At 64.7% G+C, this 22,099-nt stretch carries 17 protein-coding genes; 8 read left to right on the top strand and 9 right to left on the bottom strand.

The annotated features are described in order from the left end of the window. Positions 1–61: 61 nt before the first annotated feature. Positions 62–3,088, bottom strand: a complete 3,027-nt coding sequence (locus DEQ67_RS19775; protein ID WP_115803358.1) for an FAD-binding and (Fe-S)-binding domain-containing protein — start codon at positions 3,086–3,088, stop codon at positions 62–64. Between the two features lie 153 nt (positions 3,089–3,241). Between DEQ67_RS19775 and DEQ67_RS19770 the strand changes: the two genes are divergently transcribed. Both DEQ67_RS19770 and DEQ67_RS19765 read left to right on the top strand, forming a co-directional pair. Beyond that, positions 3,242–4,123, top strand: a complete 882-nt coding sequence (locus tag DEQ67_RS19770; RefSeq protein ID WP_004041332.1) for a GAF domain-containing protein — start codon at positions 3,242–3,244, stop codon at positions 4,121–4,123. A gap of 182 nt (positions 4,124–4,305) precedes the next feature. Continuing rightward, the gene (locus tag DEQ67_RS19765; RefSeq protein WP_004041333.1) at positions 4,306–5,070 is read left to right on the top strand and encodes an IclR family transcriptional regulator; all 765 of its coding nucleotides are present in this window, start codon (positions 4,306–4,308) and stop codon (positions 5,068–5,070) included. Positions 5,071–5,150: 80 nt separating this feature from the next. On the opposite strand, the gene aceB is transcribed toward DEQ67_RS19765, so the two are convergent. After that, positions 5,151–6,461, bottom strand: a complete 1,311-nt coding sequence (gene aceB, locus DEQ67_RS19760) for a malate synthase AceB (RefSeq protein WP_004061992.1) — start codon at positions 6,459–6,461, stop codon at positions 5,151–5,153. Between the two features lie 862 nt (positions 6,462–7,323). Beyond that, positions 7,324–7,746 carry a nucleoside deaminase gene (locus tag DEQ67_RS19755; protein WP_115803685.1) on the bottom strand — a complete coding sequence of 141 codons (423 nt, stop codon included), beginning with the start codon at positions 7,744–7,746 and terminating at the stop codon, positions 7,324–7,326. A gap of 1,191 nt (positions 7,747–8,937) precedes the next feature. Here DEQ67_RS19755 and DEQ67_RS19750 point away from each other — a divergent pair. Further along, entirely contained in the window at positions 8,938–10,134 is a 1,197-nt protein-coding gene (locus tag DEQ67_RS19750) for an ABC transporter substrate-binding protein (protein WP_004041336.1), read from the top strand. Between the two features lie 6 nt (positions 10,135–10,140). Continuing rightward, complete coding sequence (locus tag DEQ67_RS19745; protein WP_115891552.1) at positions 10,141–11,253, top strand: FecCD family ABC transporter permease; 1,113 nt, start codon at positions 10,141–10,143, stop codon at positions 11,251–11,253. 45 nt (positions 11,254–11,298) lie between these two features. Here DEQ67_RS19745 and DEQ67_RS19740 read toward each other — a convergent pair whose 3' ends face one another. Further along, on the bottom strand, positions 11,299–12,861 hold the full coding sequence (locus DEQ67_RS19740; RefSeq protein WP_115861600.1) for a PAS domain-containing sensor histidine kinase: 1,563 nt from the start codon (positions 12,859–12,861) through the stop codon (positions 11,299–11,301). 330 nt (positions 12,862–13,191) lie between these two features. Here DEQ67_RS19740 and DEQ67_RS19735 point away from each other — a divergent pair, with 330 nt between their 5' ends. From DEQ67_RS19735 to DEQ67_RS19725, 3 genes are all read left to right on the top strand, one after another. Beyond that, complete coding sequence (locus DEQ67_RS19735) at positions 13,192–14,376, top strand: LolA family protein (RefSeq protein WP_115861598.1); 1,185 nt, start codon at positions 13,192–13,194, stop codon at positions 14,374–14,376. Positions 14,377–14,728: 352 nt separating this feature from the next. Next, the gene (locus DEQ67_RS19730; RefSeq protein ID WP_004041341.1) at positions 14,729–15,100 is read left to right on the top strand and encodes an ArsR/SmtB family transcription factor; all 372 of its coding nucleotides are present in this window, start codon (positions 14,729–14,731) and stop codon (positions 15,098–15,100) included. A 1-nt stretch (position 15,101) separates the two neighbouring features. Continuing rightward, the gene (locus DEQ67_RS19725; protein ID WP_004041342.1) at positions 15,102–15,413 is read left to right on the top strand and encodes a DUF7521 family protein; all 312 of its coding nucleotides are present in this window, start codon (positions 15,102–15,104) and stop codon (positions 15,411–15,413) included. 121 nt (positions 15,414–15,534) lie between these two features. On the opposite strand, the gene DEQ67_RS19720 is transcribed toward DEQ67_RS19725, so the two are convergent. Continuing rightward, a complete protein-coding gene (locus DEQ67_RS19720; protein ID WP_115891553.1) occupies positions 15,535–16,959 on the bottom strand; it encodes a DUF6498-containing protein in 1,425 nt (474 codons plus the stop codon). A gap of 184 nt (positions 16,960–17,143) precedes the next feature. Between DEQ67_RS19720 and DEQ67_RS19715 the strand changes: the two genes are divergently transcribed. Continuing rightward, positions 17,144–18,415: a DUF6498-containing protein gene (locus DEQ67_RS19715; protein WP_115891554.1), complete on the top strand. Its 1,272-nt coding sequence runs from the start codon at positions 17,144–17,146 to the stop codon at positions 18,413–18,415. Here DEQ67_RS19715 and DEQ67_RS19710 read toward each other — a convergent pair. Genes DEQ67_RS19710 through DEQ67_RS19695 form a run of 4 tightly spaced genes read right to left on the bottom strand, consistent with a single transcriptional unit; the run spans position 18,337 to position 22,011 of the window. After that, the gene (locus DEQ67_RS19710) at positions 18,337–19,077 is read right to left on the bottom strand and encodes an ABC transporter ATP-binding protein (RefSeq protein WP_004062005.1); all 741 of its coding nucleotides are present in this window, start codon (positions 19,075–19,077) and stop codon (positions 18,337–18,339) included. The two genes, DEQ67_RS19715 and DEQ67_RS19710, sit on opposite strands and share 79 nt — an antisense overlap. After that, complete coding sequence (locus DEQ67_RS19705) at positions 19,077–19,970, bottom strand: ABC transporter permease (protein ID WP_049916457.1); 894 nt, start codon at positions 19,968–19,970, stop codon at positions 19,077–19,079. The genes DEQ67_RS19710 and DEQ67_RS19705 overlap by 1 nt, the downstream gene beginning before the upstream one ends. Then, the gene (locus DEQ67_RS19700; RefSeq protein ID WP_115803367.1) at positions 19,967–20,905 is read right to left on the bottom strand and encodes an ABC transporter permease; all 939 of its coding nucleotides are present in this window, start codon (positions 20,903–20,905) and stop codon (positions 19,967–19,969) included. The genes DEQ67_RS19705 and DEQ67_RS19700 overlap by 4 nt, the downstream gene beginning before the upstream one ends. Before the next feature lie 2 nt (positions 20,906–20,907). Beyond that, the gene (locus DEQ67_RS19695) at positions 20,908–22,011 is read right to left on the bottom strand and encodes an extracellular solute-binding protein (RefSeq protein ID WP_158543172.1); all 1,104 of its coding nucleotides are present in this window, start codon (positions 22,009–22,011) and stop codon (positions 20,908–20,910) included. Positions 22,012–22,099 lie beyond the last annotated feature (88 nt).

Raw genomic sequence — 22,099 nt, 5'->3', positions numbered from 1 at the left:
CAGGCTGGCTGGTTCGGGGGGAGCGCGTCAGGCTATCGGCTGTCGGCTGTCGGTGGCGTGGTCAGTCGAGGGCTTCGGCCATCTTCTCGATGGGGTGGGGCGGGCGGGACTCGCCGGGTCTGTCGCCGAGTTGGGAGCGACACGACGCGCCGGGTGCCGTGACGACGTCGCCGGGGCTGTCGTCGACCTGTCCGAACAGGATTTCGCCGATGCCCTTCGAGAGTTCGTAGTGCTCTTCCTCGTAGCCGAACGACCCGGCCATCCCGCAGCAACTGGAGTCGAGCGGGTCGACGGCGTAGCCGGAGCGTCGCAGGACGCCCACGGCGTGGTGGTCCTTGTTCGTCGCCTTCTGGTTGCAGTGGCCGTGGTACGTCAGCGTCTCGGCGGGGGCGTCGAAGTCGAGGTGGTCGTCGGCGCGCGCGGCGTCGAGGTACTCCATGACGCCGTAGGCCGACCCCGAGACGAGTTCGACGGCCGTCCCGTCGAGGAGGTCGAGATACTCGTCTTGGAACATCACCGCGTCGGAGGGCTCGACGAAGACGACCGACCAGCCGTCGTCGACGTAGGGGCGAAGTCGCCCGACGTTGTGTCGCGCTCGGTCGCGGGCCGTGTCGAGCATCCCCATCGAGAACGCGGCGCGACCGCTCGATTCGAGGTCGCTCGGAATCCGAACGTGGACGTTCGCGGCTTCGAGGACCTCGACCGCGGCCTTGCCGGGTTCGGGGTAGTTGTAGTTGGTGTAGGTGTCGGGGAACAGAAGCACCTTCCCGCGGGCCTCGGCGGGCGGCACCGACGACCCGCCGCGGGCCTCGAACCACTCCTCCAGCGACTCGCTGCTGAAACTCGGCAGGTCGCGCTCGCTGGCGATGCCGAGAACCTTCTCCAGCAGGAGACGGCTCCCCGGAAGCTCCGCGGCGACGTTCGAAAGCGGGGCGAGTTTGCTCCCGAGTTTCGACAGCGTGTCGACGTTGGCGAACACCCGCGAGCGGAGGCTGGTGCCTTCTTTCTGGTGGTACTGGTGTTTCACCTCGGATTTCAGCTTCGCCATGTCGACGCCGGTCGGACAGTCGCTCTGACAGCCCTTACAGCCGACACAGAGGTCCAGCACCTCGGTCTGGAAGCGCTCGGAGTACAGTTCGTCCTCGGGGAGTTCACCCGAGATGGCGGCCCGGAGCATGTTCGCGCGCCCGCGGGTCGTCTGGACCTCCTCCTTCGAGGCGCGGTAGGTCGGGCACATGGTGTTCGAGTCGGTCTGCCGGCAAGTGCCACAGCCGTTACAGAGTTCGACGAGGTGCGAGAAGCCGCCCTCGTCGTCGAAGTCGAGGTCGGTCTGGGGCTCGACGGACTGGTAGTCAGGACCGTAGCGGAGGTTCTCGCGCATGTCCGCGCCGACGCCCCGGTCGCTGTCCGGGCCGGGGTCCGAGGGTCCGTCGCGGTAGACGACGTTTCCGGGGTTGAACAGCCAGTCGGGGTCGAACGCCGTCTTCAGTTCCTTGAACGCGCCCCAGAGTTCGGGTCCGTACATCTTCGGGTTGAACTCGGTCCGGGCCATCCCGTCGCCGTGCTCGCCCGAGAAGGCCCCGTGGTGTTCGACGACGAGGTCGGTCACGTCGTCGGTGATGGAGTGCATCTTCTCGATACCCTCGTTCTCCTTGAGGTTCAGAATCGGGCGGATGTGGAGCGTCCCCGACCCGGCGTGGGCGAAGTACGCGGCCGACGTGCCGTGGTTCTCAAGGACGTCCTCGAACTTCTGGACGTACTCCGCGAGTTCTTCGGGCGGGACGGTCGCGTCCTCGATGAACGGGTACGGCTTCGGGTCGCCTTCGAGGCTCATCAACAGCGGAATCGCCGCCTTGCGGAGCTTCCACAGTCGGCCTTGGCTCTCCTCGGAGTAGGCTTCGAGCACGTCGAACGCCGCGCCGGAGTCGACGAAGTGGGCGTTCGTGTCCGCGACCGCGGCCTCGAAGTCGTCGACGAGTTCGTCGTCCCACTCCAGCATCAGCGCCGCCTTCGCGCCCTCGGGGATGGGTTCGGCGTACTCGGCGTAGCCCTCCGACTCGCGGGCGAGGCGGAACACCTCGTCGTCCATGAGTTCGACGGCGCTGACGGGGAATTCGAGCGCCTCCGGGACGGCCTCCATCGCGTCCACGAGGTCGTCGAAGCAGTACAGCGCGAGCGCCGTCTCGTCCGGCTTGGTGACGAGCGAGACGGTCGCCTCGACGATGACGCCGAGGGTGCCCTCCGCGCCGACGAACAGCTTCGAGAGGTTGATGACCGCCTCGCCGTCGTCGTTCTCGTAGATGACTTTCTGGAGGTTATACCCCGACACCGAGCGCTTGAGGCTCGGATACTTGTTCTCTATTTCTGACTCGTGGTTCTCGACGAGCGCCCGGACCGTCCGGTAGATGTTCGCCTCCAGGTCGTCTTGGGCGAGAATCGAGTCGTACTCGTCGCTGTCGAGGACGACCTCGCGGGTGTGAATCAGCGAGCCGTCGGCCAGAATCACTTCCAACTCCTCGGTGTAGGCGTCGGTGATGCCGTAGCGGACCGAGTGCGCGCCCGTGGAGTTGTTGCCGATGCCGCCGCCCACGGTCGAGCGATTCGAGGAGGCGGGGTCCGGCGCGAACTTGAGGCCGTGGTCCGCGAGCGCGGCGTCGAGGTGGTCCTGAACGCACCCCGGCTGGACGGTGGCACGCCTCGCCTGCGGGTCGATATCGACGATATCGTCCATGTACTTCGTGAAATCGATGACGACGCAGCCCCGTCCGACGGTCTGACCGCCCAGCGAGGAGCCCGTTCCGCGTGGCAGAACGGGGACGCCGTGGTTTGCCGCGGTCTCCACGGTGGCGCGAACGTCGTCGGCGTCCCTCGGCAGGACGACCCCCGCGGGTCGCGCCTGATAGATGCTGCCGTCGGTCGCGTACAGCACCTGCGCGTACTCGTCGAACTTCACGTCGCCGTCGACGCGGTCCCGTAACTCCGTCGCCAGTGCAGTGTAGGCCGTCGCGTCCGGACGGTCCACGTCGAGCGTCGTCGCCGATGTCTCTCCTCCCCGTGGGGAGTCGAGCACGTCTTCAACTGCCATCATCAATGATACACATACGCACGGATTAAATCCTCTGGTGTTGCGACACGTTCTCGTCCCCCGAACGGCTCTCACGACCGACGTGGGGATTTATAGTCGCGTCCTCGGTACGTATCCTCATTCATGGTCAGGTCACCGAACTGGAATCAAACTGACGTGGCGCGCGCCATCCCGACGGCGTCCAAGACGGAGGTCGACCAACTGCTCGCGAGCCTCCAGCGACTGACCGGTATCGGCGTGTGGTCCTACGACGTGTCGCGCGACGAACTGTGGTGGAGCGACGAGGCAAAGCGAATACACGGGTTCGACGCGGCGGCGACGCCGACCGTCTCGGACGTCGTCGAGCAGTACGCCGAAGGCGACCAAGACGGCGTGTTGGTTCGCCTCGGCGACGCTATCGAACACGGCGAGCCCTTTGCTATCGACGTGCGGTACGCGAGCGAGCGAACGACCGAGCGGTCGATACGGCTTTCGTGCGACCCGCTGGTAGAGGACGGTCAGACGGTCACGCTCTACGGTGTCGTGCGGGACGTGACGGACACGAAGCGTCAGGAACAGCGCATCGAGATTCTTCGCCGGACGAGCCAGGAGTTACGGAACGCGAGTTCGAAGGCGGAGGTGGCGGAGATACTGGCCGACGCGGCGAAGAACGTCCTCGGCCTCGTCAACACGACCGTCCGGTTGGTCGACGAGAACCGGAACATGCTCCAAACCATCGAAGCGACCGAGGAGTGTCTGGAACGCGCCGGCGACCGGCCGAACTACTCGGTCAGCGAGGACACGCCGGCCGCGCGGACGTACCGGACGGGCGAGCCGGTCATCCACGCGAACCACGAGCACACCGAAGATGACCACAGTCGGGGCGCGCTCCAATCGGGGCTGTACGTCCCCATCGGGAGCCACGGCGTGCTCAGCGCCGGCGACGTGGTCGTCGACGCGTTCGAGGAACACGACCTCGAAGCCGCGGGCCTCCTCGGCCAACTCGGCGCGGAGGCAATCACGCGAATCGGCTGGGTGAAACGGTCGCGGGCGATTTGACGGCCGACCGAACAGCCACGACGCACGCGAACCGAACAGCGTTCGACGCATCCCACCGTTCTATTTCGTTTGTTCCCGCGGGAATACGAGAGAAACATGCCCGGATTGACCGGGCTGGCGGGGCAGTTCAGCTGATTTACATTATGGCAACAGTTATGAACCATCATGATAATAATTGGTGTATGATTGAGAACGTGACCGGGCGACGGCTCAAGACGACCCAGGCCTCGCTGGAGATTCTCAGCCTCATTCTGGAACACGACGGTCTCACACTCGCTGAACTGGACACGATGGTCGACAGTTCGAAAAGCTCCATTTGTAGTCACCTCAACACGCTCTTGGAGAGTCGGTATCTGGTCAAGCGCGACGGCGTCTACCGCGTCAGTTTCAGGGTGGCGCTGTTGGGCGAGCGCGCCCGACATCGGTATCCGAGCGACGAGGTCGTCGAGCGGGTCGTCGACGAACTGGCCGACGCGACCGGCCAAGAGGCGAACTTCACTATCTTCGAACACGGTCGGCTGCTCATGTGTTACGGCTCGTCGACCGACGAGGGACGGGACGCGAACGGCATCCGCTACCGGTCGGAGTACCACCTGCACAACACGGCCGCGGGGAAAGCCATCCTCTCGGAACTGGACCGCGACGAGGTGGCGTCGATAGTCGACCACTGGGGCCTGCCGCGGGAGTCGGAGGGTACGATTACGAACGCCGACCGGCTGTTCGACGCGTTGGACGAAATCGCGACTCAGGAGTACGCCGTCGTCGACGAGGAGTTCGCGCCGAATCTCATCGCCGTCGGCGCGCCGGTCCACGACGGCGACGGGCGTATCGTCGGCGGCCTCAGCGTCGGCGGCCCGAAGTATCAGGTGGATATGACGCGACTCGAACGCGAATTCGCCGACGAACTGCTGAACGCCGTCGAGTCGCTGGAAGCGGCGCTCTCGTAGGCAAACACCGCCGTCTCAGGTACCAACCGCGAAAATGGCGGGTGCGGGTTGGCTGGCGTTGTCAGGCTGACTGCTGGTCGTTAGTCGTCCGTCCCGACGGCCATCGCGCGCTCGACGATGCCCTCGCCGTACATCTCCTCGAGGGCGTCGTGTTGGTCCGGGCGGTGCTCGTACACGTCTTGGAACAGGGCGACGGGCGTCATCGCGGCCTGATAGGTCGCCTCGTCCCACATGCGGTCCTTGGCGATGTCGACTTCGACGCCGTCGATGACGAGCGTCGTCGCCTGCGTCATCGCAATCGCGCCCTTGCCGGCCTCCTTGGCCGCCTCGAACTCCTCCATGGAGTCGACGATGTCGTCCATGCTCGGGACGTAGGTGGTGAGGTCGAGCAGCTCCTCGTGGAGTTCCTCGCCGTCGAGTTCCTGTTCTTCGCCGTCGACGCGGAGCACGTAGCTGTCGTCGCCGACCTGTTCGAGCGAGAGTTCGTCGCCGTCGTACACCTGTCGACCGTCCTCGGCGTCGAGTTCGATTTCGTCGTCGTCGAGTTCGAGGAGCCAACTGCCGGTCTTCGGCGGCAGGGGTGCCTCGTTGGCGGTGACGACCTGCCCGGGCGTGAGCGCCCAGATACCCGTCATCCCCATGGCGCGGTTCTCGACCATGCGTTCGCGGTAGCCCTCCACGTCGCGGATGTCGTCGTAGGGGCCGTCCACGGCGATACAGCCGGCGGCGCTGGCCCCGCGGGAGGTGTTGTGCCGCAGTTCGGCCCACGCCGGAAGCTCGCCGGTCGGCGTCATGGCGCGCATGTCCTTCGTGTAGTCGACCTGCCCGTCGACGAGGAGGAACAGCCGTTCGAGGTTGTTGGAGGGCTTGCCCTTCTCCGCGCGGAGGTCGCTCATCGCGAGTTCGGCCTCGCCGCTCTCGATGATGACCGACATCGAGAGGCTTCCCTCGTCGAGACCGTGTTCGTTCTCGATGATGGTGATGAACTCGTCGGCCTTCTTCCAGTCGTCGAGGTCACCGACCTCGGGGATGACGAACCCGTCGATGTGCTCGACCGCACCGTTTTCGGGGTCGGTGATTTCGAGCATCTGCTTGAAGCCCTCGTAGCGGGTCGAAGGGTCGTCGCGGTGCCAGACGACGCGGGGGTGAATCTCGCCGGGGAAGTCGGCTCCGTGTTCGGAGACGACCTCGACGAGGTTCTGGACGCCCTCGGCCCGCATCGACGGTGCCGTGGCGTCCTCGTTGTCCGGAATCCATGTGTCGGGGGCCTGCATCCCCCGAAGTTGGGCCGCGCTCTGCAACATCTTCGCCGAGTTCTCGCCGCTGACCGCCGTCGGCGAGGTGAAGAACGTCCGTACGAACTCTCGTTCGTAGTTTCTGTCGCTACTCATATCGACAGTCGAAACGTCTCTTGCGAAACATATTAAATATTTAGACTCGCCCAACTTCGAGTCGAACTCGGGCGGTTCGCCGTGATTTCGTTCCTGAGCTCACCCGACGAGTGCGACCGACGATACACCCCACCGTTCGGTCACCGCACCGCCTCATCACCACTATCATCACTAACTTACATTATGTAAATGTGTATGATGTCATGTGTGCACATTATACAGATATATGGGATTAAGTGAAAATTGATTACAAGCATATGGTTGTAATGCTTTGTGGTGGTTCGCCGTGAGGTAGACCATCGTTCGAATTATGTAAATACTCGTTGTCGCTCAGTCCAAGCGCAACGTCTCGTCTCGATACCGGCCGACGACGGGTCGGTCCGTAGCTTGACGTGGCTTCACCGAGTTCCCCGTTCGTATCAATTTTCAATATTACTAAGAGAACAATTAGATAGTCAGATACAGGAGGCTCGGATTGCGAACGACGGCCGTCGTCGAACGTACCTCATCGACCGCCGAACTGAGTAGTACACCCATTACAGAGCACAAACAGCGTTTGGTGCACGAATGAGAGATTCGGAGACGAGATGGAGCGGTTCCGAACACGTCGCTCGATTCGAACGCGCCCTCGTCAGCCGTGAATATACAGCTAGAGGAGATACGCCGCCGGTATCGACATTCAGATTCAGCGAGTGGGCCCGAACGCTCGTCGATACGGTGTCGACCTGTGAATGTAGCTGTGATTGATATTTGATACGGGTATTCGAATGAACTATTGAATTTCTGACTGTTCGAAACGCCCGATGCTCCGGGCGTTCGCGCTCCGGTTGAGTCGGCGTTCGTCGCGGTGGTTGGCTGGCTCCTACCACTCGTACTCCCGGTGAACCCGCCGGGCCTCGTCGTTCAGCACGGGGCCGACGACCTCGGTGACGCCGTCGAGAACTGCGGCCGACCGAACGCCGGGATTCGAACCCGTGAACTCCCCGATTTCGTCGCCGCCGACACCGTACACGACGCGCGCGAACCCGGCGGTCGCCATTCCGCCGGCGCACATGGGACAGGGCTCCGTGCTGGTGTACATCACCATCGCCGCTCGCTCGTCGGCGTCGTACTCCCGACACGCCTGATAGGCGAGTTGTAACTCGGGATGGCGTCGGATATCGGACTCCGTCACGATTCGGTTCGAGTCGCGCATGATGACCTCGTCGTCGCGGACGAGTACGGACCCGAACGGTTCGTCGCCGCGAGCGGCCGCCTTTCGGGCGAGTTCGAAACTCTCGCGCATGTGTCTCTCGTGGTCGAAGTCGTCGAAGTGCGTCGTCACGGTCGCCTGTGCTCACTCCCGAGACCGAGTTAAATCGAACGGCGGGTCGTAATTCGGGTTTGTCGAGTTATCTAAATTATTCTGATTCCGTGGATTCTTTCGATATTCTGAGCTAGTAGGATTTTCCGGAAAATCGAACGCCACCGGATTCCTCAACGATGTGCAGTTCCGGGGGACATCCGAGCAATTCTGGTAATTTAAATAATTTACAGTATCTGGATGTGGAACAGTATCTCGACTGTGGGCCATCGAGGTAACCGACGATAGCGAAATAATCTGAATAACGAGACGTATAATGATAAGCCGAAGTAGACAGATTATGTATCTCCTCTCATCTGGGTGGATACTGCGACGACGACGAACGAGCCACAGAATTGCAGTTAATTGAATTACTCGACGAATATAGATAATTTAGGTTATCTACAATATCCTTATTACGCACGTTTAGGCAACTGACTCCGCGCGCCCGAATCCGCGGCCGCGGTGATACACTTCGAGACTGTGTGTAATTCAGATAATGTGAAGTATGTGGCTTAGATAGAGTATCTAAATACTGTAAAGTTGGTCGATAATGGCCTGTTGTCGAATTATGCATCGACCCGGTGGGGCACCGTATCGACAGTACCGACACTACCGAAGTACTCCAGACAATCCACATAATTCACAAATCGAGGTAGTTCGGGAAATTCAAATTATTCGAATTACTCAGATAGGGTGGATGTGGTCGGTCGAATACACTCCGTGGGGAGGGTTGAGACTGGCACCGTGTCGCGCTGGACTGGACGGCGGCGCGGTGACGACAAACGCGAGAACGGATTAGCCCAACTTCGACAGCAGTTTGCGACCGGTCCACCGGCTAACTCCCGGGAGGGGACGATCCATTCAACGCGACAGCACGACGTAACACGACCGAACGCCCGTCACCGCGGACGCGAGCGTCGAAAACCGACGCGAGAGTGTTAGTAACCCCATCTGATAATTTGGATATTCGCTAGCTGGACAACCCGGATTAGAGATGGGTGATACCACAGTTATAATCATTATATCTACGGTCGAAATATGCGTGTGGCCCGACATTGTCGTGCGATATCCTGTTATTAGGTTTGCCTAAACTTCGAAACGGTTATCTGTCTTTAGGCAGGCCTAAATAATATGGTTCGAAGACGACAGATACTCGCAGGAAGTGCAGGACTCTTCGCATCGGCTCTCGCTGGCTGTACCGCGGGCGGGAGCGCGGATTCCGAGTCGACGGCCGCCGCGGAATCCGAAACCGAGGCCGCCACCGAGTCGACGACGACCGAACAGACGACCGAGAGCGCCGGGCAGTACACCGTCGAGATAGAACCGAACGACCCGTACACGTTCGAAGCAGTGCCGGAGACGTACGGCGTCGCCTCCGGGCCCTTCCTCGATATGGGGATGGCGCTCGGCATCCATCCGAGTGCGACCACCGGCCTCGAACGCGCGCCGCTCAAGTTCTACGACCTCCTCGGGCTCGAATTCGACGAGAGTCGAATCACCAAGCTCGCGAGCGGTGCGGAATCCGGCTTCGACAAGGAGAACTTCTACGCTGCCGACGCCGACGTGTGGCTCATCGCCCGCGCCACGCTCGGCCGCTACGTCAGTTGGGACGCCTCGGACTACGAGGAAGTCGAATCCCAGACCGGACCCTTCCTCGGTACGACTCTCCGGTTCGCCCCGACGGCCGCCGTCAGCAACGAGCCGAATCCGTACACGCTCTACGAGGCGTTCGAGAAGGTCGCAACGGTGTTCCAGCGCCGACAGCAGTTCCAGGCGTGGCAGTCGTTCCACGACGACCTCATGAGCACTATCGAAGCCGGTCTCCCGCCGGAGGACGAACGCCCCACCGTCGCCGCCATCTGGCGCGGCGTCAGCCCCGACTCCGGCCAGTTCCGCGTCGCGCCCCTCCACCGCCTCGGCAACAACACCAAGTCGTACTTCCGGGTCGGCATGAAAGACGCCTTCGAGGGACGCTACCCCGAGGGACCCATCGGCTACGAGGAGCTCATCAACGTCGACCCCGACTACATCGGCGCGGTGGGCGCGCTCACCTCCTCGACCCGCGAGGAGTTCGTCGACACCGTCGTCGAGCCGTTCGAGAACAACGAGAGCGGACAGCGGCTCACGGCCGTTCAGGAGGGCAACCTCATCCGAAGCGCCGGGCAGTACATGGGCCCAATCGTCGATATGTTCTCGACGGAAGCCGTCGCCAAGATGGTGTATCCCGACCAGTTCGGTGAGTGGCCGGGTGCGGTCGGAGACGTGCCCGAAGACGAACAGCTGTTCGACCGCGAGCGCCTCGTCGACATCGTCAACGGGAACTTCTGACGCCCGATGAGCAAGGTTACAGACGCGGTCGGTGCGGTTCGCGCGGAGTGGCGCGACCGGTACGCCGACTCGATGCTCGCCCTCGTCATCGTCGGCAGCCTCGCGGTCCTCCTCGGGGCGACGCTCTTACAGGTGAGCTTCGGCGCGTACCCCCTCACCCTCTCCGAAGCGTGGGGTGCTGTCTTCGACTCGGCGGTCATGTTCGACGCCGACGTGTGGCGTGCGTTCCTGCTCGGCGGCGACATCCCCGAATGGTTCACCCAGCGCCAGTTCGTCGTCTGGAACATTCGCCTGCCGCGGGTTCTCGTCGGCGTCCTCGTCGGTGCCAACCTCGCGGTCTCGGGCGCAATCTTCCAGGTCGTCACCCGAAACGAACTGGCGAGTCCGTACGTCCTCGGCATCAGCGACGGCGCGGGGCTCGTCGTGCTCGTCACGCTGACGTTCCTGTCGGGACTGCTCCCGCTCATGCCGGTGCTCGCCGCCGTCGGAGGCGCAATCGCGTTCCTCCTCGTCTACCTCATCGCGTGGAAGAACGGCACCTCGCCGGTCAGACTCGTCCTTGCGGGCGTCGTCGTCGGGACGGTCTTCGGCTCCGTCCAGCGCGCGATGTTCTTTTTCATCAACGACCTCGGCGTCGTGATGTCCGCGCAGGCGTGGCTGTCCGGGTCGCTGCTCGGAACCGACTGGGCGCAGGTGCGTATCGCGCTCCCGTTCACCATCGTCGCGCTCGGACTCGCGCTCGCGGTCACCAAGGAACTCGACGTGCTGCTCCTCGGCGAGGAGACCGCGCAGTCCCTCGGGATGCCCGTCGAGAAGGTCCGCTTCGCCGTCGCCGGTATCGCCATCCTCTCGACGGCGGCGGCGATAGCCGTCGCGGGACTGGTCGGCTTCGTCGGCCTCATCGTCCCGCATATGGTCCGGAACCTCGTCGGTAGCAACTCGAAGCGGCTCCTTATCGGCTGTGCGTTCCTCGGGCCGGCGCTCCTCGTCGGTGCCGACGTGGGCGCGCGACTCGCGCTGAGTCCGATTCAGCTCCCGGTCGGCATCATCACCGGCCTCGTCGGGGGACCGTACTTCCTCTACCTCATGCGGAAAAAAGAGGACATCGGGTCGGTCTGAGGCCGTCGCCCCGCGTTCTCGGGCGGCGAGGCCGATACAGCCGCGTCAGTGCTCCGGCGTGGGGAGCCTGACTTCGACCGTCGACCCACCGCCGGCGCGGTCGACGATAGAAACCTCGCCGTCGAACTGCGTGACGAACCAGGAGACGGTCCACAGTCCCATCCCGCTCCCGTGCGACAGCGGCGTTTCCTCCCCGCGTTCCAAGATTTCGCGTTCCGTCTGCGGGATTCCCGGCCCGTTGTCTTCGACCGTGATTTCGACTCGCTCGCCCGAGATGCGGCGCGACGCGACGGTGACCACGGGGTCATCCTCGTCGTTGTGGACGATGGCGTTCTGCACGAGTTCGTCGAGCGCGAGGGAAAGCGAGTGCGCGCTCGCGAGCACGGTCTGCTCGCCCGGCCGGAGTCGAATCGTCGCATCGGGATATCGCCGCTCGTACGTCCGCTTGATATCCGACAACACGTCGTCGACGCGAACCGGCTGCTTGTCGGTGGATTCCTCCACGACGTTCTCGAACCGCCGGGCCTTCTCGCCGGTCGACATGAGGTCGTCGGCGTTCTCGATGATTCGGTCCGTCTTCGAGACCATCGCCTCGACCGAAAACTGACTCGCCGCGGTGACTATCTCGTCGAGCGCTCGAAGTTCGGCATCGATACCGCTGGTCGTCTCGCTGAGGTTCGTCACCGTCTCGGCCAACTGGTCGTAGTCGCCCTTCTCCGTCGGGAGGTCGACTGCGTCGAGGTCTCGGCGCAATTCTCGTGCGTACCCGCTGACGATATTAAGATTGTTCCGCAGGTTGTGCCGAAGCACCCGATTCAGCACCATGAGTCGCTCTTCGCGCTCTTTTCGGTTCGAGATGTCGCGCACCGCGCCGCGGACGCTCATGCCGTCATCCGCTGCCTCGCCTCGGATTTGAACCCACCGCGTTCGACCCGAAGCCGTAATCACCCGCATCTCGATGTCGAACGACTCGCCGTCGGCCCGCGCGCTCTCGATAGCCTCATTGATAATCGTCCGGTCGTCCTCGTGAAAGAACTGTCTGAGCTCTTCGAGCGTCAGTTCCGTGTCGGGCGGGAGATCCACCAGTCGTTTCGTCCCGTCGGTCAGCTGTAAGTCGTTGGTCCCGTAATCGACTTCCCACCCCCCGATATCGGCCAGTTGTTCGGTGCGTTCGAGCCGGTCTCGATTCCGTTCCAGCTCTTGTCGGTACTCGTAGGTCTCGGTGATGTCCCGGACGATTTTCGTGAACCCGCGGAGCTCCCCGCGGTCGTTGGTCAACGCGCGAACCGTGACGTGCGCGAGAATCCGCGACCCGTCTTTCCGGACGCGCCACCCCTTTTCCTCGTAGCTCCCCTCCGCTTCGGCGACTGCGAGCACCGTCTCGGGCGACGTACCGTCGCCGCTGTCGGGGTAAAACACCGACAGATGGCGGCCGAGAATCTCGTCGCGCTCGTAGCCTTTGATTCGTCTCGCGCCCTCGTTCCACGTTGCGACGTATCCGTCCGCATCGAGGAGAAATATCGCGTATTCAGTTACCTCCTGAAAGAACTCTCGTAGGATGAGATCGGATTCGATGTGTTCGAACAGCTCTCTCCGCTCGCTTGACATTATTGGTTGAGTACCATCCGCACGCGCATAAACTCCCCGGCGTTCGAGGCGTGTACGGTCGGAAGCGCCGTCGACCGGTCGTCGAGTCACCCGTCAGCGAGTCGAGCAACGAGCGTCGTCTCGGCGACGAACGTCTGCACCAGACCCATTGGAGGGCGCAGACCAACGCCCGCGTTCGCGTCGAAGGCGTCGTGGAGGGCGACATATCAGACCCGTCTCGCGCCTTGCGCGTGTAGCTATCGGTCCGGTGGGCGCTCGGCCCGGCGTCCAGAAGTATTTAGCCGTCGGCACTCCGACACGCAGTCGAACTTCCGCCAGAGTGCTTCCAGTATGACCCGCCCTCCACTCCGACTCAACCGACGCACGCTCGCCGCGTTCGTGCTCGTCGCCGTCGCGCTCTCCGCGGTCCTCTGGACGACGGGGGGCGCGATAGGCGACGCGAGCCCCGCAGTCGACGCGAACGTGACCGAGCGCTACCGCGGCATCGACGCGCTCACCGGAACACAGACGGTCGAGGTCCGAGCCGACGACACGGTTACGTCTCGGACCGTCGCCGACGTGACGCTCGTCCCGGAGACGGAGCGAAAGCGCGTGAACTTCCGGAACGCGACGAATCGACAGTACGACCGGCAGGTCTCGAACGGGTCGACGCTCTGGCTTCACGAGACAGACAGGGATGCGGTGACCGTCATCGAACTGACGGGGCCGCCGACCGAGTCGAGGACGGCCGAACGGCTCCAACTGCTCGTCGCGGCCGCGGGGCTGACCGACGACGCCGGTCGTCCGCAGTCCATCGGCGTGTCACCGCTCCCCGTCGTACCGCGGCACGCCGGTGTCGCCCCCGGAGCCGACGCGAACCGTAGCTACACCGTCAAGTTCGTCGAGACCGACACCGTCGGCGGGCGCGAGGCGTACGTCCTCGACATCGTACCCGAGACGAACCGGAGCGAGGCGGGCTACCGCCAGCGGTTGTGGCTCGACACCGAGCGGTTCTACCCGCTTCGCAAGCAGACGGCGTGGACGGCCGACGGGACTCGGCGGTCGGTGACGACGACGTACACGAACGTGACGTTCGACGCGGCGGTGTCGGCCGACACGTTCCGCCCGGACATCGACGCCGGCACGACCGTCGAGCGTCAGGAGACGCCGAACACGTCGTGGTTCCGGAGCAGGGCCGACTTGGTGGCGCGGAGTTCGATTTCGGTTCCCGAGCCGACGGTTCCGTCCGCGTACGAACTGGTCTACGCCACGCGGACCACCGGCCGCATCGACGGGGTCGGACTCCGCTACGCCGCCGGCGGCCGCGAACTCACGGTCGCGAAGTTCAACTACACCCTCGACATCGACGCCGACGAGCGCGACGCGACGGTCGGCGGCCGGCCGGCGACTATCGACTACGGACCGACCACCTCGGTGTCGTGGAACTGCGACGGCTACGGCTACACCGTCCGCGGGACCGGCGTCGAGACGGACCGCCTCGTCGAAGTCGGTCGCTCGGTCGGCTGTCCCGCCTGAAAACGGGCGAGTTTCTGGGTCAGAAACTGGCCCCCGTTTTATATGGGCTAACGGTGCGTCGGTCGAACTGCGATGGGCCCCGCCGAACTGACGCCGGACTGCCCTCCCGAGCAGTACCGGACTGTGCCCTCTGACAGCACCCCGGCACCCATCGCGGTCATCGCTGACGCAGCAGCCCCTCCACAGCATCGCCGTACTACCCCGCAGTATCGACGCACTAACCCGTACCATCGTGCTCTCTCGACAGCCCCGCCGTGCTCCAGCCCCGATTCGGACTCCAACTCGGTCGCCGCGACCAACAGGGGTGGAAACCCGTGGGCCTATTAATCCGACGAGCAGTCATTCGACCACCGTGAGTGAGGATCCGGCGCTGGGCGATATTCTCGACCTCCTCAGCGACGAGTACGCCCGAGACATCCTCGCAGCGACGAGTACCAAACCAATGTCCGCACAAGAGCTTGCCGACGAGTGTGAGATGTCCAAACCGACGGTCTACCGCCGGGTGGAACGATTACAAGCGTACGGACTCCTCGACGAGCAGACCGAGATTCGAACCAGTAACAACCATTACAGCGTCTACACCGCCACGCTCTCCGAGTTCTCCGTGGCGCTAGACGACGGGTCGTTCGAGGCGTCGCTGACGCGTACCGACGACGAGTCGTTCCCCGGCGAGGGGGAATCCGACACCGCCGACCGCTTCAAACGGATGTGGGAGGACCTCTGAGATGGCGACGCTGTCGGCCGTCCTCGACTGGCTTATCGTCTCGCTCGCCCTCGGGTCGACGCTCGTCGGGAGCTACGTCGGCTATCAGGCCTATCGCGGCTACCGCCGTCACGACAGCCGGACGATGCGGGCGCTGTCCGCGGGCCTGTTCCTCCTCACGGCCGTCGCGTTCGGCGTCGCATTCGTCGGCTCGGTGCTCCTGCGTCAGGGCTATATCGGCCTCCAGTACCAACAGCCGCTCACGCTCGTCACGCGGCTGTTCCAGTTCTGCGGCGTGGTGCTCATCGCCTACTCGTTACATTCGCGAGGGTAGTCCGTCCGCGGGCCGTCGCGGCGGTCTCACCGGGTGTACTCCCTACATCACGTTGCTCGCTCTCCTCGCACTCTCTCACTTACTCGCACTTACTTCTGAAGCGACAGTTCCGACTCTCACCTCACGAGTGCGCGAACTTCCAGAACCCCTTGGGAACGATGGCGAACGCCGGGAACAGGAACAACGCGAGCAGCCAACTCGTGGACGGGCCGAGCGGGGTGACCACCACGGTGACGACGCCGACCGCCGTGAGGACGACCGAAGCGACGGCGGCCCAGACGAAGCGCCGGTCGAGCGGCGGGAGCGTCGTGAACTCGACCGGCAGATCGAACGCCTCGACGACTCTCTCGGCGTCCGCGACCGGCCCGAACGCGCGCTCCGTCTCGTCGTCGCCCCGGCCGACCGTCGCCGCGATGGTTCGCGTTCCGAGATAGCGGTCTGTGGGACGGGTCGCCACGACCTCGGCGTCGCGGAAGTCACCGACCGCCGCCGCCCACTGCGGTTCGCCGGTCAAGCGGTCGTGAGCGACGAGTCGGCCGCCGAACCGCCGGTAGGTCAGCCACCCGCTCGCGAGCGTGTCCTCGACCACGTCGCCGGCGAGCATGAACCCGAGGAGGGCGAGTCCGAAAAGGCCGAATCCGACCCAGACCGCGAGCGAGGCTTCCTCGGCGACGAAGGCGGTTCCGCCAATCCAGACCATCGCGGCCATGGTGACGTAGAACGGACCCGTCGTCGTGACCGCGCGCCAGACCGCGGCCGCGACGACCGCACGGCGGTCCACGTCGACTTCGGCCGCGGGTCGGCCGTCGGGAACGTCGAGCGCCTCGCGGGTCGCCTCGCTGTCGGGGCCGGAGAGCCAACTAGTGAGCCGGCCGCCGCTCCGGTCCGCGCGGAAGCCGGACCACTCGAAGAGGAGTTTCACGAGCACGAACGCCGCGAGGGCGACCGTCGCGCCGCCGAGGACGACGACGAACAGGAAACACGCGAGGAACATCGCCTGCCGGGCGGGGATTTCGACGAGGGCGTACGGCGAGCGCTCCGCGTATCGGTCGCCGCGGAGGAACGCGGCCGCCGTCTCGCCGACCTGCCCGACGACGAGCGCGGCGACGCTGACGACCGCCTCCGGGCGGGCGAGCACGTCGAGCACCGAGACGACCTCCGAGAGCGGCGCGAGGAGGAAGACGCCGACCCACGCGCCGCCGCCGACGACGGCCGTCGCGAAGGGGACGTTGCGGGGATACACCGGCGGGAGTCGGTCGTGAATAGTGACGCTCCCGCGCTTATCCACGAGGTCGCTTTCGGACCGGCTGAGCACGCCGCCCTCGCGGGACGAGGTCGGCGGTCGGCCGGCGAACAGCGCTTTCACGCCCGAAAGCGGGAACAACAACAGCAGTTCGAGCGCGTAGACCGCGAGGAGGGTTTCGGGGTTCCAGCCGAACCACAGCACGCCGACGAGGGGGGGAAGGTTCGCGGAGAGCACCGGGAGAAACCCGATGCCGGCGGGGAGAGACGACGGTGAGGCGTCACCGTACCGTGGAGGGGCCATCGGATGCGTCGTTTTACGCATCCAATCATATAACTGCTGAAACCCGCGCTCGAATCGGCCCGGCGGCGCGCGACGACTCGGGAAGCGACTCCGACGCCCGACGCGAGTCAGACCACCTAACTGTCCCGAGTGAACTGTCCCTGTATCGACAATGCTCACTCCCAGCGAGAGGCGGCGAGCGAAAGTGGCGGTGTTGCTGGCGGTCAACGCCGTGCCGCTCGTCGGCGTGCTCGCGCTCGACTGGTCGCTCGTGGCGCTGTTGGCGGTCTACTGGGTCGAACTCGGCGCGTGCCTCGTCGGTGCCGCGGTGAAGGCGCTGTTCGCGGAGGGTAAGCCGACCTACAACGCGAACGGCTTCTCGTGGCTCGTGTTCGGTGCCCTGTCGGAAAAGCGCGGCCGCATCAGCCTTCCCGTCCTGCCGCTGTCGATTCAGGTCGCGAACCTCCCGGCCATCCTGATGGCGCTCGCCGTCGGCAGCGTGGGGTGGGCGCTCTTTGGCGCAATCGGCGTCGGCGGCGTCGGGGAGACCACGGGCGCGACGATGACCGACGCCGAATCGCTCTCCGTCGGCTTGGGCGTGCTCGCCGTCATCTTCGGCCGCGCCGTCGACGTGGGTCGGTACTTGCTCGGCGGAACCCACGCGTCGGTCCCGCCGCAGCAGCCGCTTCGGTCGGCGCTCACGTCCATGGCCGGAACCGGTTCGGCGCTCCTCGTCGGCGGCGGGTTCGTCATCTCGGGTGCCCCGCCGCCGTTCGTGCTTGCGTTCGTCCTCGCGGTGAAACTGCTCGCCGATATCGTCGACGTCTACCGCGACCGACTGGAGGCGTTCGACGAGCGCACGTCGGTCGAACTCGGGTTCGCTCCCGACACCCCCGAGTGGGAGCGAATCGAGAGTTCGCGGGACGGGTCCGAAATCGTCCGTCCGAAGCCGTCGGCGGTCGTCGTTGGCGGGGTCGTCCGCGGGCTTAGCTCTCCGCTCTCGGTCTTGCTGGTGGCCTCGTTGACGCTGCTTGGCCTGCTCAGCACCGCGACGACCCCCGGCGTCGCGGTCGAACTGCTCGGGGGAGCGGTGGTCGTCGCCGGAGCGTTCACCGCGCTGGGCGTCTTCGACTGGTCGTTCCGGTATCTGGCGATGGAGTACCGCGTCGACGACGCGGACGACGCGGACGCCGACCCCGGGCGAGTCGTCGGCTACGACCGCCTGTTCGGGCCGCAGTGGCGACTCGCCTCCGAGTCGCGCGCCGAACTGGAGCGCGTCCGAAGCGTCACCGACCGCCTGTTCGGAACCGAGACGCTCCGCCTCGAACGCGATGACCGCGTGTACCGACTGCCGCACCTCTCCTCGGACGCCGTCGCACTCGCGCCGCTACGGCCGAGTCACCAGCTGACGAACGGGAGGTCGGGCGCGTCGAGCGCGACGAACTCCGAGACGAACTCGGTCGCCGGCGATTCGTAGATCTCTCGGGGCGTGCCGACCTGTTCGACGCGACCCTCGTTCAACACGGCGACGCGGTCGCACATCACCATCGCCTCCGCTTGGTCGTGGGTGACGTAGAGGCCGGTGACGTCCAACCCGGCGAGGAGCGCGCCGACTTCGGTCCGCAGGCGCGCCTTCAGTTGGGCGTCGAGTCCCGTCATCGGCTCGTCCAACAGGAGGACGTTCGGCTCGATGGCGAGCGCGCGCGCCAGCCCGACGCGCTGTTGTTGGCCGCCGGAGAGCGTCGTCGGGTCGCGGTCGCCCATCTCGTCGATGTCGAGCATGTCGAGCAGTTCTGCGGCCCGGTTCCGTCGCTCGCGCTTCCCGACGCCCCGCATCTTCAGCCCGAACGCGACGTTCTCGATGACCGTCATGTTGTCGAACAGGGCGTACTCCTGGAACACCAACCCGACGTTGCGGTTCTCCGGGGGGACGTTCGTCACGTCCTCGCCGTCGAACCTGACCGTCCCGTCGGTCGGCGTCTCGAAGCCGGCGACGGTTCGCAGGGTCGTCGTCTTCCCGCACCCCGAGGGGCCAAGGACGCCCAGAATCTCGCCGTCCGAGACGGTGAGCGAAACGCCGTCCAGCGCCGTCGTGTCGTCGTAGTCCTTCCGAACCGCGTCTAGTGTCACGTCTGCCATTAGCCACCTCTGATGTCGAAGCCGCGGCGACCGACCCGCTGCAAGAGGAGGGTGACCGCGACGATGATGAAAAAGAACATCGACACGGCGGCCGCCGCCTTGGTGAACGAGCTGTTCGAGATGTGTCGCTGCAAGAAGAGCGCGAGCGGTTGGGTGCCGTTCGCCCAGACGATGTACGAGAAGTTGAACTCCGCGGCCGCGAGCGCCCAGCAGATGATGGCTCCCGAGACGATGCCCGAGCGGGCGTTCGGCACGATGACCGTCAGGAACGTCCGCGGCCACGACGCGCCCAGCGAGCGCGCCGATTCCTCCAGTTGCCGGAGCGGCATCGACTCGAACTCGCTTTGGACTGCCATCACCATGAACGGCGCTTTCAACAGGGAGTAGCCGACGATGAGCCCGAAACTCGTCGCCGAGAGGTCCGGATACGCCCGGAGGAACGCGACGCCCAGGATGACGCCCGGCACGAGCGGGAGCACCGAGACGGCGTTGACCCACTCTCTGCCCGGGAACTCGTATCGAGCGACCGCGTACGCGATGGGGACGCCGACGACGAGGTTGATGAGGACGCCACCGAGCGCCAGCCCGATGCTGAACGCCAACTCCGCCGGGACCAACACCGTCAGCGTCTCGCCGCCGAGCGGGAGCCTGAACAGCGGGCTCCATCCCATACTGCGCTGGGAACCAATCGTGTCCGCGAGCCCCAGCACCGCCCGCCAGTTCTCGAAGGTGACGAAGCCCGAGGGGAGAACGCCGGTCCAACTCGCGGCGAACGAGGCGACGACGGTGAGGACGATGGGCGCGATGAGGAACGCGACCGTCGCGAACAGGGTCAGCGCCACGACAGACCGCCCGAGCCGACGCGAGAGGGACGGGGACGGGGACGGCCTCATATGCCGACCTCCGCGCTGGTGTACCGAAGCCCGAGGACGGTGAACAGGAACGTGAACGCGAAGTAGACGGTCGCCATCGCACCGGCGACCTGCACGTCGTAGCCGACGCCGAGTTCCCGCGAGAGTTGGAGCGTCCAGACGACGAGCGTCTGGATGACGACGAGCGTCCCGAAAATCGCCAGCCCCGTTCGGAAGGTGAGTATCAGCGCGCCGGTGATGCCCGGTCGAATCTGCGGGAGTGTGACGTACCGAAACGTCTCGAACGGCGTCGCGCCGAGGGCTTGGGCGGCCTCCTCGGCTGCCGAATCGACCTCGGCGTACGTCCCGCGGAGGATGAGCGTCGCGCGCGGCACCATCGAGTACACGAAGGCGACGAACAGCCCCGGGACGCTGACCGCAAAGGCGAGGTCGGTGGGGCGGCTCCCGGTGAGGGCGGCCGCGACCGCGGTGACGACGCCGTTGTTTCCGAACAGCACCAGAATCATGAACGCGGCGACGATGCCGGGGAGGCTGATGGGAAACGAGACGAGCGTGACGAGGAGGTCCTCGCCGGGGAGGTCGTACTTTTCGAGGGCGTGCGCGATGGGGACGGCGAGCCCGACCGAGACGAGCGTCGTTCCCGTGGTCAGCCACAGAGAGTCGAACGCCACCCGGCGGTAATAGGGGTCCCCGAACAGCGTCGCGTAGGCGTCGAGCGAGAACCCGACCGACCGATACTGGGCGGTCGAGACGCTGATGCGAACGACTTCGGAGAGGGGATACAGCCCCGCGACGACCACCAACGCGGCAAACGGCGCGCACAGCGCGACGATGCGGCGGTACTCGCGCTCCCGTTCGGTGACGGGGTTCGCGACGGTCTCGACCGCGCCGACGACTCGCGCCGTGAGCGCCCGGACTGTCGAGAGCGAGCTGTTCTCGGCGTGTCGGTCGGACATCCTCAGATGTTCGCGCCGCGCGTTATCTCTTGGATGATGTCCTCCTGCTGGTCGACCAACTGGCCGTAGTCGACTTGGAACTCCGTCCGGTCGTACTCTGCCGGGTCGATGAACTCCTCGGGAAGCTCCAGCTCCGAGGAGCGAATCGGCCTGACGTAGGCGTCGAGGAACTGCTGTTGGCCCTCCAGCGAGAGGACGTAGTCCATGAACAGTTTGCCGGCCGCCGGGTTCGGCGCGCCCTCCAAGAGCGCGTAGCCGTACGGCATGTTGAGCGCGCCTTTGTTCCCGTTTTCGCCGCCCAAGAGCGCGACGCCGACGTTCTCTTCCGCGACCTCGTCGTTGTTGTACTTGAGATCGAGGCCGGAGTAGTCGTACCGGATGAACGTGGCGTACTCCCCGCGGGAGAACTGCGCGAGGAAGTTGTCGGTGAACTCCACGCCGCCCTCCTGAATCCGCTCGTAGTAGTCGATAACGGGCTGGAGGTCGTTCATGCTACCGCCGCGGGCGTTGTTAATCGACAGCGCCGCCGCGAGTCCGACCGCCGCCTGCGGGGTCTGGAGCGCGAGGTCCTGCATGAGTTCGGGCTGGAGCAGGTCCTCCCACGTGGTCGGCTCGTCGAGGCCGCGTTCCTCGTAGATGTCCTTCCGATAGGTCACGGCCGTCGTCACTCGACGGGTCGCCGTAACGTGGCCGTCGTCGGTCTTGAGCGAGTCAGGCACCTTGTCCCACCCCTGCGGCTTGTACGCCTGCGTGAAGCCCTCGTTCCGGGCGACGATGCCGTAGGTGTAGCCGCCGTTGTACCCCGAGTGGGTCATGTTGTTCGAGTGCGAGCGCATGTGCTGGAGCGCCTCGCCCGACGAGCGGTCGTCGTCGTGGACGGCCACGCCGTAGGAGTCCTCGAACGACTGCATCAGCGACGGCCAGTTCATCCACCCGGACTGGACGCAGTAGAAGTACAGCATATCGGGGAACGCGGTGGCCTCGATGTTCGTCTGGAAGTCCCGATAGCCGACCTCGTACGTTTCCGCGTCGCCGCCACCGGACCCCGTCGCGTCGGCGTCACTCTCGGAACTGCTCGTCGTCAGACAGCCGGCGAGACCCGCCACCGCCGCGGCAGAACCTCCGATGAAACGTCTCCTGGTTGATACCATCACCCGGTCAACATGACTGTCCGTTAAAGGGGATTGCTATGAG

Origin of the sequence: Haloferax sp. Atlit-48N (assembly GCF_003383015.2) — an archaeon.
GTDB classification, from domain to species: Archaea; Halobacteriota; Halobacteria; order Halobacteriales; family Haloferacaceae; genus Haloferax; species Haloferax volcanii.
This window is presented reverse-complemented; position numbering and strand designations above follow the sequence as displayed.